Here is a 16,320-nt window from a genome sequence, read left to right as displayed (position 1 = left end):
GGATGGGCCAAGGGCCCATTTTTTGTTCGTGTTTGAAAGAGGCGCTGAATTTGTCCGGCAAGCAGACTGAGTTGGAGGCCATGCTGGCCCCGAGTATTGAGGCTTTGGGCTATCAATGCTGGGGTATCGAGTACCTTTCGCAGGGCAAGCATACCCTGTTGCGGGTGTACATCGAGCATGCCGATGGCATAGATGTGGAGGCCTGCGCTACGGTCAGCCGGCAGTTGAGTGCGGTATTGGATGTTGAGGATCCGATTGCTAATGACTACACCCTGGAGGTGTCGTCACCGGGGATGGATCGTCCGTTGTTCAAGCTTGAGCAGTATGCTGCCTATGTCGGTGAACAGGCAAAGATTCGCCTGCGTACTCCGTTCGATGGGCGGCGCAATTTTCAGGGCATCCTCCGCGGTGTGGAGGGTGACGAGGTGGTTATCCAGGTGGATGATCACGAGTACTTGTTGCCGATCGACTCAATCGACAAGGGCAACATCATTCCCCGGTTCTGAAGGTTTTGGGGCGTAAGTTACCCAATGGACGGCGTTAGGCGAGGCATACGATGAGCAAAGAAGTGCTGCTGGTTGTGGAATCCGTTTCCAATGAGAAGGGCGTACCGCCTGGAGTCATTTTTGAAGCGCTGGAACTGGCGCTGGCTACGGCCACCAAGAAGCGCTACGAGGACGAAGTGGATGTACGGGTGGAGATCAATCGCCACACCGGCAACTACGAGACCTTCCGGCGCTGGACCGTAGTGGCTGACGAAGACTTCGAAGAGCCGGAGATGCAGCTGACTTTGGATCAGGCCCAGGAGCGGGATGCCGCGCTGAACATTGGCGACGTGATCGAAGAGAAGATCGAATCGATCGAGTTTGGCCGAATCGCTGCCCAGATTGCCAAGCAGGTGATCGTGCAGAAGGTTCGCGAAGCCGAGCGTGCCCAGGTCGTTGACGCCTATCGCGACCGCCTGGGTGAAATCATCAGCGGCACGGTGAAAAAGGTGACCCGCGACAGCATCATCGTTGACCTGGGCAACAACGCCGAGGCCGTGTTGCCGCGCGAGGAAATGATTCCGCGTGAAACCTTCCGTACCGGCGTGCGCATCCGTGCTCTGCTCAAGGACATCCGTACCGAAAATCGCGGCCCGCAACTGGTGTTGTCGCGTGCCTGCCCGGAAATGATCATCGAGTTGTTCCGCATTGAAGTGCCGGAAATCGCCGAAGAGCTGATCGAAGTCATGGGCGCTGCCCGGGATCCTGGTTCGCGGGCCAAGATCGCGGTTCGTTCCAAGGACAAGCGCATTGATCCGCAGGGCGCCTGCATCGGTATGCGCGGCTCGCGGGTCCAGGCCGTATCCGGTGAGCTGGGTGGCGAGCGTGTCGACATCGTGCTGTGGGACGACAACCTGGCCCAGTTCGTGATCAACGCCATGGCCCCGGCCGAAGTGGCTTCGATCATTCTCGATGAAGATGCTCACACCATCGATCTGGCAGTGGCTGAGGACAATCTGGCCCAGGCCATTGGTCGCAACGGCCAAAACGTTCGTCTGGCCAGCCAACTGACCGGCTGGACCCTGAACGTAATGACCGAAGACGAGATCCGCGCCAAGCAGGAAGCGGAAACCGGCGACGTGCTCAAGGTCTTCATCGACGAGCTGGATGTGGATGAGGAACTGGCGCAGGTACTGGTCGAGGAAGGTTTCACCTCGCTGGAGGAAATCGCCTACGTCCCGATGGAAGAAATGCTGGATATCGACGGCTTCGACGAGGATATCGTCAATGAGCTGCGCGCCCGGGCCAAGGATCGTCTGTTGACCAAGGCCATCGCCAACGAGGAGAAACTCGAAGAGGCTCAGCCGGCTGACGACCTGCTCAACATGGAAGGCATGGACCGTGCTCTGGCCTTCCAACTCGCTGCCAAGGGCATCCTGTGTATGGAAGACCTGGCCGAACAGTCTGTCGATGATCTGCTCGATATCGACGGCATGGACGAAGAGCGGGCTGGCGCCCTGATCATGGCCGCCCGCGCGCCCTGGTTTGAATAACCGGTCGGTTTGGTGACATCACCCTGCGGTAACGCACGGACCCGACTGAGGAGAGAAGTGAATGGCGGAAGTGACGGTCAAAGAATTGGCTAGTGTGGTAGGAACGCCGGTAGAGCGCCTGCTGCAACAGATGAAAGAAGCAGGTCTAAAACAGACCGGCCCGGAGCAGTCGGTTTCCGATGAGGAGAAACAGGCTCTGTTGGCATTTCTCAAGAATGCCCATGGCGAATCGGCCAGCGAGCCGCGCAAGATTACTTTGCAGCGCAAGACAGTCAGCACCCTGAAGGTGTCCGGCAGCAAGACGGTCAACGTCGAAGTGCGTAAGAAGAAAACTTACGTCAAGCGTGATCCGGCCGAACTGGAGGCCGAGCGTCAGCGTGAGCTGGAAGAGCTGCGTGCTGCTGAAGAGGCACGTCAGCGGGCTGAGGAAGCCCGGCGCAAGGCCGAGGAAGATGCTCGCCTGGCGGCTGAGGAAAGCGCACGCAAGGCCGAAGAAGAGCGGCTGAAGGCCGAAGCCGTCAAGGCTCAGCCTGCTGCCCAAGAGCCGGTCAAGCAGCCGGAGCCGGTTGCCGCAGTTGCCGCCGAGCCCCCTGCTGCAGTACCTGCCGCAGCTGAACCGGCCAAGAAGAAGGAAGAGCACCGGCGCAAGCCAAGCCGGGCTGAGGAAGAGGAAGAGCGCAATCGCAAGCGCGCTGGTGGTCATGGTGGCAAGGACAAGGCCCGTCAGACCGCTCGTATCATCGAGGATGAGGATGGTCTGAGCCGGCGTCGTGGCGGCGGTGGCAAACTCAAGGCCAAGAAACGCAATCAGCATGGGTTCGAGAAGCCCACAGGACCTCTAGTGCGCGAAGTTGTGATCGGCGAAACCATCACCGTGGCCGAACTGGCCCAGAAGATGTCGGTGAAGGCAGCCGAGGTCATCAAATACATGTTCAAGAACGGCACCATGGTAACTATCAACCAGGTGCTGGATCAGGACACTGCCAGCATTGTGGCCGAGGATATGGGGCACAAGGTCAAGCAGGTCCGCGAGAGCGACATCGAAGACCAACTGGTCGAATCGATGCATTTCGAAGGTGAAGAAGTGTCGCGCGCGCCGGTGGTGACCGTCATGGGTCACGTCGACCACGGCAAGACCTCGTTGCTCGACTATATTCGCCGGGCCAAGGTTGCGGCCGGTGAGGCTGGCGGCATTACCCAGCACATCGGCGCCTACCACGTTGAAACCGAGCGTGGCATGGTTACCTTCCTCGACACCCCCGGTCACGCCGCCTTTACCGCGATGCGTGCCCGTGGTGCCCAGGCCACCGATATCGTGATCCTGGTAGTGGCCGCCGACGACGGTGTGATGCCGCAGACCGAAGAGGCCGTACAGCATGCCAAGGCTGCTGGCGTGCCGATCGTGGTGGCGGTGAACAAGATCGACAAGGAAGATGCTGATCCGGATCGGATCAAGAACGATTTGGCCGCACGTGACGTGATCCCCGAAGAATGGGGTGGTGACACCATGTTTGTCCACGTCTCGGCCAAGGTCGGCACCGGTATCGACGAGTTGCTGGAAGCGGTTCTGCTGCAAGCCGAAGTACTTGAGCTCAAGGCCCAGCCATCAGCACCGGGTAAGGGCGTGGTGGTTGAGTCGCGGCTGGACAAGGGCCGTGGCCCGGTTGCCACCGTGCTGGTGCAGAACGGTACTCTGCGTCAGGGCGATATCGTGCTGGCCGGAGTCAACTATGGCCGGGTGCGGGCGATGCTCGATGAAAACGGCCAGCCGATCAAGGAAGCTGGTCCGTCGATTCCGGTCGAGATCCTGGGTCTGGATGGCACCCCGGATGCTGGTGATGAGCTGACTGTGGTATCCGACGAGAAGAAGGCCCGTGAAGTGGCACTGTTCCGTCAGGGCAAGTTCCGCGAAATCAAGCTGGCGCGTCAGCAATCGGCCAAGCTCGAGAACATGTTCGAAAGCATGGGCCAGGACGAGAAGAAGACTCTCAACGTCGTGCTCAAGGCCGATGTGCGTGGTTCGCTGGAGGCCCTGATGGGCTCGCTCAGCGATCTGGGCAACGAGGAAGTTCAGGTCAAGATTGTCTCTGGCGGGGTGGGTGGTATCACCGAAACCGATGCCAACCTGGCGCTGGCCTCCAACGCGGTAATCTTCGGCTTCAACGTCCGGGCTGACGCCACTGCGCGCAAGATCATCGAGAGCGAAGGCATCGACCTGCGCTACTACAGTGTGATCTACGACATCATCGATGATGTCAAGAAGGCACTGACCGGTATGCTCGGCAGCGATGTTCGCGAACAGATTCTGGGTGTTGCCGAAGTGCGTGATGTGTTCCGTTCGCCGAAGTTCGGTGCGGTGGCTGGTTGTATGGTCATCGAAGGTACCGTCCATCGTAATCGCCCGATCCGTGTGCTGCGCGACGACGTGGTGATCTACGAAGGTGAGCTGGAGTCGCTGCGCCGCTTCAAGGACGATGTCGCCGAAGTGCGTAATGGCATGGAGTGCGGTATCGGCGTGAAGAACTACAATGACGTACGTGCTGGTGACCGGATCGAGGTATTCGAGAAGGTCCAGGTTGCACGCACGCTCTAAACCCAGGCCAGAAGCTGGAAGTCCGAAGCTGGGAGTTACTCGCGTGACTCCCAGCTTCGGGCTTTCAGCTTCACGCTTTTGAGTAGAACTGAAATTATGGCCAAAGAATACAGCCGTACCCAGCGGGTTGCCGACCAGATGCAGCGTGAACTGGCGCTGCTGGTCCAGCGCGAGGTCAAAGACCCGCGCCTGGGCATGGTGACCATTACCGCGGTTGAAGTCAGCCGCGACCTGGCCCATGCCAAGGTGTTTTTCACCTTGCTGGGCAAGGACAGTGACGAAGATGTCGCACTCAATCAGGAGATTCTGAAGGACGCCGCCGGCTTTCTGCGCATGCAGTTGGGGCGGGCCATGAAGCTGCGCAGCATCCCGCACCTGCACTTCAATTATGACGAGAGTGTTCGCCGCGGTGTGCACCTGTCGTCGCTGATCGAGCGGGCGGTGGCCGAAGATCGCAAGCATCCGAAGGATGGCGAGGAGTAGCTGGTGTCGCGTCCGCGTAACAAGCGCCGTGATATCGACGGCATTCTGATTCTCGACAAGCCGCTGGGCATGACTTCCAATGCCGCACTGCAGAAGGTGCGCTGGTTGTTCAACGCCAACAAGGGTGGACATACCGGCAGTCTTGATCCGCTGGCCAGTGGCGTGCTGCCGCTGTGTCTGGGCGAGGCGACCAAATTCTCGCAATTCCTGCTGGATGCCGACAAGGCCTATATCACCGAGGCGCGGCTGGGTATGACCACTACCACCGGTGACGCCGAAGGCGATGTGCTGGAAATGCGCCCGGTGGCAGTCGAGCTGGCCCAGGTCGAAGCTCTGTTGCCCCGCTTTACTGGCGATATCGAGCAAATTCCACCGATGTACTCGGCGCTCAAGCAGGGTGGCCAGCCACTGTACAAGCTGGCCCGGGCCGGCGAGACGGTGGAGCGTCAGGCGCGATCTGTTAGAATATCGCGCCTGCAACTGCTCGGACTCGACGGCGATCGCCTGCGGCTCGAGGTGCACTGCAGCAAGGGCACCTATATCCGCACCCTGGTTGAGGATATTGGTCAGGCGCTGGGCTGTGGTGCGCATGTTGCCGAGCTGCGGCGAATTCAGGCCGGGCCGTTCAGTCTGTCCCAGGCGGTCAGTCTGGATACTCTGGAGCAACGCCATGCTGACGGCGGGGCCGAAGCTCTGGACGATCTGCTGCTGCCGGTCGACAGCGGGCTGGCGGATTGGCCGGTGGTCCAGCTCACCGAGCAGACCGCCTATTACCTGAACCATGGTCAGGCGGTCCGGGTGCCGGGTGCGCCGGCTTTCGGCATGGTCCGGTTGTATGAGCCTTCCGGGCGTTTCATCGGTATCGGCGAGATGACCGATGATGCGCGGGTGGCGCCGAAGCGTTTGTTGCGCTTCAATGCATGAGGTTTGCATCCGTCGGCAGTAGCCGGCGGATACCTGGTTGACCCGAATCGGGTCATCACGAGGGTGGCTGTCAACAGGCACGGTCATTTCTCGCTATATCACACAGGGCAAAGGCCCTGGCCTGTTACCTCAGAGGAAGTAAAGAGATGGCACTGAGTGTTGAAGATAAGGCCGCAATCGTAGCCGAGTACAAGCGTGGCGAAGGTGACACCGGTTCCCCGGAAGTCCAGGTAGCGCTGTTGACCGCCAACATCAACAAGCTGCAAGGTCACTTCAAGGAAAACGGCAAGGACCACCACTCCCGTCGTGGTCTGATCCGCATGGTTAACCAGCGTCGTAAGCTGCTGGACTACCTGAAGTCCAAAGACGTTGCTCGCTACAGCGATCTGATCGGCCGTCTGGGCCTGCGTCGCTAAGCGACCTCGCCCTTTTGGACATGACCGGGTCCGATTCCCGGTCATGCCCAGGATTCCGCCAAAAGGCAAAGTAGAGAAGAGAGAGAAAGCACCGTGAAACCGGTAATCAAGCAATTCAAATTCGGTAACAGTACCGTTACCCTGGAAACCGGACGCATCGCCCGCCAGGCCTCCGGCGCCGTGCTGGTAAGCATCGACAATGCCGTCAGCGTCCTGTGTACCGTAGTTGCCGCCAAGTCGGCTGATCCGGGCAAGGACTTCTTCCCGCTGTCGGTGCACTATGTCGAAAAAACCTATGCCGCCGGCCGTATCCCCGGCGGTTTTTTCAAGCGTGAAGGCCGTCCGAGCGAGAAGGAAACCCTGACCTCGCGTCTGATCGACCGACCGATCCGCCCGCTGTTCGCCGAAGGCTTCATGAATGAAGTGCAGGTAGTCTGCACCGTGGTCTCTTCGGACAAGAGCACTGATCCGGATGTCGCCGCCATGATCGGCACCTCCGCCGCCCTGGCTGTCGCCAATCTGCCGTTCAGTGGCCCGATCGGCTGTGCCCGGGTCGGCTTCGACGACAACACCGGTTACGTCCTCAACCCTAACTACGAACAGCTCAAGACCTCGCGTCTGGACATGGTCGTGGCCGGTACCGAAGACGCCGTTTTGATGGTTGAGTCCGAAGCCCAGGAGTTGACCGAAGACCAGATGCTGGGCGCTGTTCTGTTTGCCCACATGGAATTCCAGACTGTGATCCAGGCGATCAAGGAACTGGCCGCCGAGGCCGCCAAGCCGGCGTTCGAGTGGACCGCTCCGGTCGAGAACACCGCGCTGCTGGATGCCATCAAGGGCCAGTTTGGTGCCGAGATCGCCCAAGCCTACACCATCACCATCAAGCAGGATCGCTACAAGCGCCTGGGCGAGCTGCGTGATCAGGCCATTGCTGCCCTGACCGGCGACGAGGAAGGCAAGCCTTCGGTCGGCGAGGTCAAGGATGCCTTCGGCGAAATCGAATACCGCACCGTGCGTGAGAGCATCGTCAACGGCAACCCGCGTATCGATGGCCGTGACACCAAGACCGTGCGTCCGCTGAACATCGAAGTCGGCGTACTGGATCGTACCCACGGCTCGGCGCTGTTCACCCGTGGCGAAACCCAGGCGCTGGTAGTCACCACGCTGGGTACCGCGCGTGACTCACAGTTGCTGGACATGCTCGAAGGTGAGCGCAAAGAGCCCTTCATGTTCCACTACAACTTCCCGCCCTTCTCGGTCGGTGAGTGTGGTCGCATGGGTGGCACTGGTCGCCGTGAAATCGGTCATGGCCGTCTGGCCCGCCGCGGCGTGCAGGCCGTCATGCCCGACATGGAGCAGTTCCCCTACAGCATCCGTGTAGTGTCGGAAATCACCGAATCCAACGGTTCCAGCTCCATGGCGTCGGTCTGTGGTGCGTCGCTGGCGCTGATGGATGCCGGTGTGCCGCTGAAGGCGCCGGTAGCCGGTATCGCCATGGGTCTGGTCAAGGAAGGCGACAAGTTCGCAGTCCTGACTGACATCCTCGGTGACGAGGATCACCTGGGCGACATGGACTTCAAGGTTGCCGGTACCGAGAAGGGTGTCACTGCGCTGCAGATGGACATCAAGATCAACGGTATTACCGAAGAGATCATGGAAATCGCGCTGCAGCAGGCCAACGAAGCCCGTCTGCACATCCTCAAGCAGATGAACGAAGTACTGCCTGAGTCGCGCAAGGAACTGTCGGCCAACGCCCCGACCATGATCAGCATGAAGATCGATCCGGACAAGATCCGCGATGTGATCGGCAAGGGTGGTGCGGTTATTCGTGGTATCTGCGAAGAAACCGGTGCTTCGATCGACATCACCGACGACGGCATGGTCAAGATCTTCGCTGCCAGCAAGGATGCCGCCAATGCCGCCAAGGCCCGGGTTGATGCGATTACCGCTGAAGCGGAAATCGGCAAGGTCTACACCGGCAAGGTCGAGCGCATCGTCGATTTCGGTGCCTTCGTCAGCATCCTGCCTGGCAAGGATGGTCTGGTACACATTTCCCAGATCGCCAACCAGCGCATCGAGAAAGTCACCGACGTGCTGCAGGAAGGCCAGGAAGTCAAGGTCCTGGTTCTGGACGTCGACAACCGTGGCCGGATCAAGCTGTCGATGAAAGATGTCGAAGCCGCCGAGGTCTCGGGCGTCTGATAACCGGTCAGTGTTGATGTAGTGCGTTAAGCCCCGGCAAGTTGCCGGGGCTTTTGCGTTTCAGGGCATCACTTTACCGAGGATTATGACTCAGGCACTATCCGCTACACCCCGGTACGATTTGCCCGGGGCTGCCAACAGGATGTGCGTATGCTTGAAACACTTGGTCAACTGCCGGCCACCATCACCATTTCCGATAGTTTGTGGCAACACCTGATCAGCACGGTGTTGCTGTTGCTGACGGTTTTTATCGCCCGGGCGCTGGCGGGTCGCTTCATTCGCAAGACCGTGAATTCCATCGAGCTGCAGCGCAAGTGGCTGGTCAATACCCGCAATGGGTTCCTGTTGCTGCTGTTGCTGGGGCTGGTGATCATCTGGGGCAATGAACTGCGGACCCTGGCGCTGTCGATTGTGGCTATTGCGGTGGCCTTCGTGGTGGCGACCAAGGAGCTGATCCTGTGCGTAACCGGCTCGATCCTGAAAACCGGCTCGGGGTCGTTCAATATCGGTGACCGTATTCAGATCAAGGACTTCCGTGGTGACGTGATCGATCAGAGCTTGCTGGCTACCACCATTCTGGAGGTTGGGCCGGGCAAGATTACCCACCAGCGTACCGGTCGGATGATTGTCATCCCCAATGCGTTGTTCGTCTCTGAACCGGTTATCAATGAAAGCTTTACCCATGATTTTGTCTTCCATGTATTCACTGTGCCGTTCAAGCGTGAGGACAACTGGCAGGCCGCCCAGCAGGCATTCCTGGACGCGGCCAACCGCCACTGCGAGCCCTATCTTGAGGCGGTGCGGCGCTACATGAAACGCTTCAATGTTCAGCGCGGGCTGGAGGTGCCATCGGTCGAGCCGCGGGTAACCATCCAGGTCCCGGTGGCTGGTGAAGTGCATCTGATCGTGCGCCTGCCGACTCGCTCCGGGCAGCGCGGCTATATCGAACAGACAGTGCTCAGCGAAGTGCTATCCAAGCATGACTTCGCAGCGAAAAAGCCGGAAGTGAGCAGTCTTCCCGAGTCTGACCCGGCGGCAACGACGTAACTTGACCTGGAGCTGTTGGCGCCGATACTGAAAGTCTGACAGGTTGCCCAACGCGGGTGGACAGGTGAGACGAGAAGTGTGGCGCTGGCTGATGATTGGCAGTGCGCTGCTGTTGCTCAGCGGCTGCGCTGGGCTGTTGCGGGTGCCGGGGCCGGAACCGGAATGTCGTGGCTATCTGCGCGAGCTGGACCGGCGAGTCGCTGCTGCTGGCCTGCATGACGGCCTGGGTCCGCCGCCTGCGGCCTATCCCTATTTGCGCGCCAATCGCTTCCTCAACAGCTTTGAGCCGGAACTGCATCAACCCGAATTGCGCCGGGCCTGGCTGGACGCCGGGCAGGCTCTTGATCAGCAGGCGCGTTTGCGTGAGTTGGCGGCCTTGCCAGAATCGTCACTGCACGGGCTGGAGCGACCGGCTGGGCTACCCGGTCATGTGCTGGCGGTCGAGCAGTGCGCCGAGCGCTTGCGCCGGGCTGATCGGCTGGATGCCGATGATGGGCCCTGGCCGCAGGCGGCGCGGGCCTTGCGGATAGCGGATGATTATCGGCTGTGGCAGCGTGGCGTTGGTCTGTACCCTGTGACCCGCTGGTTTATCCGCGCTGGGGTCGGGCGTTGGCAGCAGCGGGTGCGGGCCTTGTTCGAGGCGGATGTGGCCATTGTGCCGCCGGGATTGCGCTATCTGCCGGTCCTGGAGCCTGAGGCCGAGCAGGGACGGTTGTATTTTACCGCCGCTGAGCGGGACGCGCTGGGCTGGCCACAGTTGGCGGATGAACACTGGCGACTGCTGTTTGCGCGCTTTGCCCCGGTCATTGAGCTGGATGGCGCTGCCGATCATGATCGGATCGGTGCGCCAGGGTTGAACCCTGATGGCTTGCCGCAGGTCGATACCGGCCTGCCGAGTGTCTACACCTATCTTAGCGCCGTACGTTTCCAGAGCCAGACTTTGGTACAGCTCAACTATGTCTGGTGGTTTCCTGAGCGTCCTGAAGGCGATGGCTTCGATCTGTATGCCGGGCGCCTGGATGGTCTGACCCTGCGTCTGACCCTGGATGCCGAGGCTACCCCGCTGCTAGTTGAAAGCATGCACAATTGCGGCTGTTACCATCAGCACTACCCGCTACCGGGGCTGCAGCCGAAGCTACGTAGCACCTATGCCGAGCCGCCGCTGATTCTTCCGGGGCCGGGGCCGGCCGAGACGGGGTTGCATCTGCGCCTGAGGCAAACCAGTGCCAGTCACTATGTCACTCATCTGACCTTTGCCCCGCTACCCGATACCGGGCAGGTTTATCAGTTGCGTGATTATCAGGAGCTGCGGCAACTGGCTGTGAGCGCGGGTGGTCCGGGTAGCCTGTTTGGCCGCCATGGCCTGGTACCTGGAACCGAGCGCCGCGAACGCTGGTTGTTCTGGGTGTCAGGGGTACGCGAGCCGGGGGCGATGCGCCAGGCGCAGCGGCATACCACCGCCTTTGTTGGTCGTCGGCATTTCGATGACGCTGACCTGTTGGAGCGTATCTACCAGCCTGTGTCGCACTAGCCAGGCTTGTTCGGGGTCAGGCCCTTGAGCAAATCGATCGGCAGCGGGAAGACGATGGTCGAGGCGTTGCCGGTACTCATATCCGCCAGGGTTTGCAGATAGCGTAACTGGATGGCGCTGGGTTGCTGAGACAGAATTTTGGCGGCTTCGACCAGTTTCTCTGCGGCCTGTAGTTCACCTTCGGCATGAATGATCTTGGCTCGTCGTTCGCGCTCGGCTTCGGCCTGGCGGGCAATGGCGCGGATCATCGATTCGTTGAGATCGACATGCTTGATCTCGACGTTGGCGACCTTGATGCCCCATTCTTCGGTCTGGGCATCGAGGATTTCCTGGATGTCGCTGTTGAGCTTGTCACGTTCGGAGAGCATTTCGTCCAGATCATGCTTGCCCAGGACCGAGCGCAGTGTGGTCTGGGCCAACTGGCTGGTGGCTTCACTGTAGTTCTCCACTCTGATGATCGCCCGCTCTGGGTCGATGACCCGGTAATACAGCACTGCATTGACCCGGACCGTGACATTGTCCTTGGAGATCACGTCCTGGCTGGGTACGTCCAGGGCCACGACCCGCAGATCGACTCGCACCAGTTGCTGTAGGCCCGGGATGACGATCACCAGCCCAGGGCCCTTGACGCCTTGGAAGCGGCCGAGAAAGAACACCACGCCGCGTTGATATTCCGGCAGGATCCGAATGGCCGAGGCGAGAATGATCAGCAGGAAGATCAGCGGAGGTAGATAGGGTAGGAACTCGAAACTCATGGTGCCTCCTCGAAGTGGGCCGAGCTCAGTCGGCGTGCTCCTGTGGATTGCCTTTGAGATGCAGGGTCAGCCCTTCGATCCGGTCGATCTGCACGGTTTGTCCCTGTTGTACCGGATAGGCGGCCAGGGCTTTCCAGCGTTCACCGCTTACCTGGACATGACCGTGGAAGTGGCTGCCCCGGGGTTGAAAATCGTCGATAGCAATAGCCTGCTCCAGGCGCAGGTGTTCGGCGCCGCTGACTGCCGGGCGGCGGCGTAGGCCAATAAAACGCACGGCCGCCCACATCAGGAATACTGCGGCGATGGCGGCAATGCCACCGATAGTCGGCAGTGAGACGGCGTAGTGGCTGCCATCCATCAGGATGATCGAGCCAGCGACAAAGGCAACAATCCCGCCAATCCCGAGGATGCCGAAGCTGGGTAGGAAGGCTTCGGCGACAATCAGCGTCAGGCCGAGCAGGATTAGTGCCAGCCCCGCATAGTTCACCGACAGGACCTGGAAGGCAAACAGTGCCAAAATCAGGCAGATTACCCCGATGACGCCGGGGTACAGGCTGCCTGGATTGGATAGTTCGAAGATGATTCCGTAAAAACCGATGATCATCAGCAGATAGGCAACGTTGGGATTGGTGATGACTGACAGCAGACGGGTGCGCCAGTTGGGGTCGACTCGGATCAGATTTAGGTTGGCAGTATCCAGCACCCGTTCGCCATATGCCATGGCCACACTGCGGCCATGGATCTGGCTTAGCAGATCGTCCACGTCGCTGGCGATCACATCGATCACGTTCAGCTCCAGCGCCTCGCTGGCCCCAAGATTGACCGCCTCGCGCACGGCCTGCTCGGCCCAGTCAGCGTTGCGTCCATGCTTGTCGGCCAGTGCACGGATATAGGCAACCGCATCTTCCAGGACCTTGCGCTCCATGGCGCTACCGCCGCGCCGTGGTTCGCTGCGCCGTTCCTGATCTGGTTCGGCCTGCTCCGTCTCCGGTTGGCGCTCGCTGTCACGCTCTTCAGGTTCCTCGCGCCCAGGCAGGCCGCCCATCTGCACAGGGGTTGCCGAGCCGAGGTGGGTGGCCGGGGCCATTGCGGCGATATGGCTGCCATAGAGAATGTAGGTCCCGGCGCTGGCGGCCCGGGCGCCCTGCGGGCTGACATAGGTGGCAACTGGCACCGGCGAGGCGAGGATGTCTTTGATGATCTGGCGCATAGACTCCATCAGACCGCCAGGAGTGTCCATCTGGATCACCACGATGCTGGCGTTTTCGTCGGCTGCCTGCTGCAGGCCACGCAGCAGATAGTCCATGGTCGCCGGGCCGATGGCTCCGTCGACCGTCAACAGCAGGCCGCTTCGGCGTTCGGCGGGTTCATTGGCCAGGGCCGAGAGCAGGGTCAGCAGTGCGCCCAGCAGCAGGCAACCTAGCCAGAGCAGGACGCGCGGCTGTGCGGGATGGAAGCTCGTAACCTTCATTGCATGGGCCGGTCCGGTTCGAGGGGATACTATTCAGCCTAGCAGATAGCGGCCGTTGTCCAGTTCTGACGCGCCTGCGGCGTCAATTCTGGTCGAAACTATCGGCCAGCGAGTGGTTGACGTCGCGGTGGCCAGCTTCGTCGGCGCGCACAGCCAGTACTACGTCACGTAGTCGGGCGTCGGCCGGAAGTTGCCAGTAATCAATGGCAATTTGCGGGGCTGGGGTGTTGGCCAGTCGGCCACTGTCGATCTCGCCGAGATACTCGGTATAGCTGTAGACCGCCTCTTCCTCGAAGTAGCCGACCAGTCGGTGCGCGGTTCTGGCGGAGACGATATACAGAAGCAGGAAACAGGTGAAGAAGATACCCTGGGCCAGCAGCACGATCAGCCGTTCGAACCACGACGGCTTGGCGATTTCAATGAAGGTCATCAGATGCATGCGCTCGTTCTCTGCTTCTTCGAGCAACGTGTGGATCCATTCGCGGTCATCCTCCATGCGCCTCAGGCTGCGCATGTGGCGCAGCATGCCACCGACCATGCCGGGTACCCCGGCTACGGTTTCCAGCACCACGGCACGGTGGCCATAGCGCTGTTTGAAGAAGCGATCGGCAAACCAGCGCAGAAAACGGGTCAGCCGAAAGGCAATCTGGTCAGATAGCCCTGATGGTTGATGGTGACTGTTCAGGGGATCATCGGTGGCGGTGGCTGAATACGCGGATTGCGGCATGGCGGGCCTCCTTGGCGGCAAGTGGGTTTCAGTCACGTACTGGGCATCTGGACCGCAAGCCACTTGCGGGGTTCGTTGTGGTGTTTTTCATTTTATGACCAGCCAAGCCAGTTGGATGGGCCGTGCCCTCAGCACTCAAGCGAGGCTATTTCCTCGGGGCTCAGGGGGCGGTACTGACCCGGGGCCAGCTGGGGATCGAGAACAATGCTGCCCATACTTTCACGATGCAGGCTCTCAACCTGATTGCCGACGGCGTGAAACATACGCTTTACCTGATGGTAGCGGCCTTCGTAAATGGTTAGTCGGGCGCTGTGCTCATCCAGTTGTTCAAGTTGCGCTGGCGAGGTGGTCAACCCCTCGTAAGCGAAATGAATGCCTTCGGCAAAGCGGTTGGCGGTCTGTGGGCTGATCGGCTGGCGGGTGCGGACATGATAGACCTTGGCCAGCTTGGTGCGCGGCTCGGTCAGGCGCCGCGACCACAGGCCGTCGTTGGTCAGAATCAGCAGGCCGGTAGTACTGCGGTCCAGCCGCCCGCCGATATGCAATTCATTGCGCCAGGCCTCGGGCAACAGTGTCATCACGGTCGGGTGTTGTGGGTCGCAAGTGGCACTGAGGTAGCCGGCTGGCTTGTGTAGCATCAGGTAATGGGCCGGCCGGCCAGGTTTGATCAGGGCGCCGTCCAGGCTGACGGCGGCGAAGCGATCAACCTCCTGGTCCGGCGTGCGGCAAACAATGCCATTGACCGTGACTCGGCCGCAGGCGATCAGTTGACGGCTGGTCTGGCGGCTGTATTGGGCCTGATTGCTGAGGATACGGTCGAGTCGCATGGCGACGATTATAGTCGGCAACTGACCCTGGCTACGGATGACTTTCCGACGAACTGCCCTGATTAAGTACGTGCCCGCAGGCGGTGGGTCTGCGTATTACCTGATTGATGGTCTAGGATAGGGCTGGCATCAAGAGGCCACTGCTAGGTCGTCAAAAGATGATGCTAAAGTGATATCGAGAACAATAAGAGACCATCGCGTAGCTGAGCCGGCTGGAGGTGCCGGGCAGGGAGGCAGGCAGCCGCGATCTTGAATCCAGGACGCCTGGGGGAGTCGCATATGAGCGAGCAAGAAAAAGACATGGAGCTAGACAGCGCGGTCTACAAGACCCTGCTCGAATCCACGCGGGCGATCCCCTGGAAGATCGATTGGAGCACCATGCAGTTCGCCTACATCGGACCGCAGATCGAGCAGTTGCTTGGTTGGGAGCGCTCCAGTTGGGCCAGCGTCAATGACTGGGCCGAGCGGATGCATCCGGATGATCGCGAATGGACGGTCAACTATTGCGTCAGCCAGTCGCAAAGCGGGGTGGATCACGAAGCCGACTACCGGGCGCTGACCAAGGATGGACGTTACGTCTGGATTCGTGATGTGGTGCATGTGGTACGCAAACCCGATGGTGAGGTCGATTGTCTGGTCGGCTTCATGTTCGACATCAGTGAGCGCAAGAAGATCGAAGACAAACTGGTCAGCCTGCAGCGCGAGCTTGAGGAGTTGTCCTACAAGGACGGTCTGACCGGGGTGGGCAACCGTCGGTTGTTCGACTCGGTGCTGGAGGATGAGTGGCTCAAGGCTCGGCGTAACCAGAGTCCGTTGGCGCTGATCCTGATCGATATTGACTATTTCAAACAGTACAACGATCACTACGGGCACCTTCAGGGCGACGAATGCCTCAAGCGTGTGGCCAAGGCTCTGGACCTGACAGCAACCCGCTCCCGAGACTTTCTGGCCCGTTATGGCGGCGAAGAATTCGTGTTGGTATTGCCGGAGACCGACATCGAGGCGGCGTTGACCGTGGCCGAGCGTTGCCGCCGACAGATTTTCAAGGAGCAGATCCCGCATCAGCGCTCCGAGGCCGGGCCGGTGCTGAGTATCAGCCTTGGGGTTGGTAGCTGTATCCCCGGCCATGCTGATGAGCCCAGAGATCTGATCGAATTGGTGGATGAACGTCTGTACCAGGCCAAACAGAAGGGGCGTAACCGGATCGTTGCCGATGGTCAGGCACAGGCCCGCTAGCGGGCTGGTGGCGAGGAAATGGCGGTGGTGGTGTTGGGCTTGGGCGGCCAAACGATTATCATCGCCAGCA

The 16,320-nt window shown here is 60.2% G+C and carries 14 protein-coding genes; 10 read left to right on the top strand and 4 right to left on the bottom strand.

Features of this window, described 5'->3' with window-relative positions; translation table 11 throughout:
- The first annotated feature begins 50 nt into the window (after positions 1-50).
- The 9 genes from rimP (at position 51) to C2846_RS14515 (ending at position 11,234) form a co-directional block, all read left to right on the top strand.
- Positions 51-506, top strand: a complete 456-nt coding sequence (gene rimP / locus C2846_RS14555) for a ribosome maturation factor RimP (protein ID WP_080051589.1) — start codon at positions 51-53, stop codon at positions 504-506.
- 50 nt (positions 507-556) lie between these two features.
- Positions 557-2,038, top strand: coding sequence for a transcription termination factor NusA (gene nusA, locus C2846_RS14550; RefSeq protein WP_080048480.1), 1,482 nt, complete (start codon positions 557-559; stop codon positions 2,036-2,038).
- 61 nt (positions 2,039-2,099) lie between these two features.
- Complete coding sequence (gene infB, locus C2846_RS14545; protein WP_080048479.1) at positions 2,100-4,631, top strand: translation initiation factor IF-2; 2,532 nt, start codon at positions 2,100-2,102, stop codon at positions 4,629-4,631.
- A 96-nt stretch (positions 4,632-4,727) separates the two neighbouring features.
- On the top strand, positions 4,728-5,114 hold the full coding sequence (rbfA, locus tag C2846_RS14540; protein ID WP_080048478.1) for a 30S ribosome-binding factor RbfA: 387 nt from the start codon (positions 4,728-4,730) through the stop codon (positions 5,112-5,114).
- A 3-nt stretch (positions 5,115-5,117) separates the two neighbouring features.
- The gene (truB, locus tag C2846_RS14535; protein ID WP_119701785.1) at positions 5,118-6,038 is read left to right on the top strand and encodes a tRNA pseudouridine(55) synthase TruB; all 921 of its coding nucleotides are present in this window, start codon (positions 5,118-5,120) and stop codon (positions 6,036-6,038) included.
- Positions 6,039-6,184: 146 nt separating this feature from the next.
- Complete coding sequence (gene rpsO / locus C2846_RS14530; protein WP_080048476.1) at positions 6,185-6,454, top strand: 30S ribosomal protein S15; 270 nt, start codon at positions 6,185-6,187, stop codon at positions 6,452-6,454.
- Positions 6,455-6,547: 93 nt separating this feature from the next.
- Positions 6,548-8,656 carry a polyribonucleotide nucleotidyltransferase gene (gene pnp / locus C2846_RS14525; protein ID WP_080048475.1) on the top strand — a complete coding sequence of 703 codons (2,109 nt, stop codon included), beginning with the start codon at positions 6,548-6,550 and terminating at the stop codon, positions 8,654-8,656.
- Positions 8,657-8,806: 150 nt separating this feature from the next.
- Entirely contained in the window at positions 8,807-9,703 is an 897-nt protein-coding gene (locus C2846_RS14520; RefSeq protein ID WP_080048474.1) for a mechanosensitive ion channel domain-containing protein, read from the top strand.
- A gap of 64 nt (positions 9,704-9,767) precedes the next feature.
- Positions 9,768-11,234, top strand: coding sequence for a hypothetical protein (locus tag C2846_RS14515; RefSeq protein WP_131038224.1), 1,467 nt, complete (start codon positions 9,768-9,770; stop codon positions 11,232-11,234).
- Here C2846_RS14515 and C2846_RS14510 read toward each other — a convergent pair.
- The 4 genes from C2846_RS14510 to C2846_RS14495 all read right to left on the bottom strand — a co-directional run bounded on the left by C2846_RS14510 (position 11,231) and on the right by C2846_RS14495 (position 15,014).
- On the bottom strand, positions 11,231-11,989 hold the full coding sequence (locus C2846_RS14510) for a slipin family protein (protein WP_119701783.1): 759 nt from the start codon (positions 11,987-11,989) through the stop codon (positions 11,231-11,233). The genes C2846_RS14515 and C2846_RS14510 overlap by 4 nt on opposite strands.
- Before the next feature lie 25 nt (positions 11,990-12,014).
- The gene (locus C2846_RS14505; RefSeq protein WP_080048471.1) at positions 12,015-13,460 is read right to left on the bottom strand and encodes an NfeD family protein; all 1,446 of its coding nucleotides are present in this window, start codon (positions 13,458-13,460) and stop codon (positions 12,015-12,017) included.
- Positions 13,461-13,542: 82 nt separating this feature from the next.
- Complete coding sequence (locus tag C2846_RS14500) at positions 13,543-14,187, bottom strand: alternative oxidase (protein ID WP_119701782.1); 645 nt, start codon at positions 14,185-14,187, stop codon at positions 13,543-13,545.
- Positions 14,188-14,315: 128 nt separating this feature from the next.
- Positions 14,316-15,014, bottom strand: a complete 699-nt coding sequence (locus C2846_RS14495; protein ID WP_080048469.1) for a pseudouridine synthase — start codon at positions 15,012-15,014, stop codon at positions 14,316-14,318.
- Positions 15,015-15,293: 279 nt separating this feature from the next.
- On the opposite strand from C2846_RS14495, the gene C2846_RS14490 reads away from it, so the two are divergent.
- Positions 15,294-16,250 (top strand): sensor domain-containing diguanylate cyclase, encoded by a 957-nt coding sequence (locus C2846_RS14490; RefSeq protein ID WP_119701781.1) that lies wholly within the window; start codon positions 15,294-15,296, stop codon positions 16,248-16,250.
- Positions 16,251-16,320: the final 70 nt, after the last annotated feature.

It is taken from the genome of Pseudomonas jilinensis (assembly GCF_003586265.1).
Taxonomy (GTDB): domain Bacteria; phylum Pseudomonadota; class Gammaproteobacteria; order Pseudomonadales; family Pseudomonadaceae; genus Halopseudomonas; species Halopseudomonas phragmitis.
The sequence above is the reverse complement of the archived record's forward strand: the minus strand, read 5'-3'. Positions and strand labels throughout refer to the sequence as shown.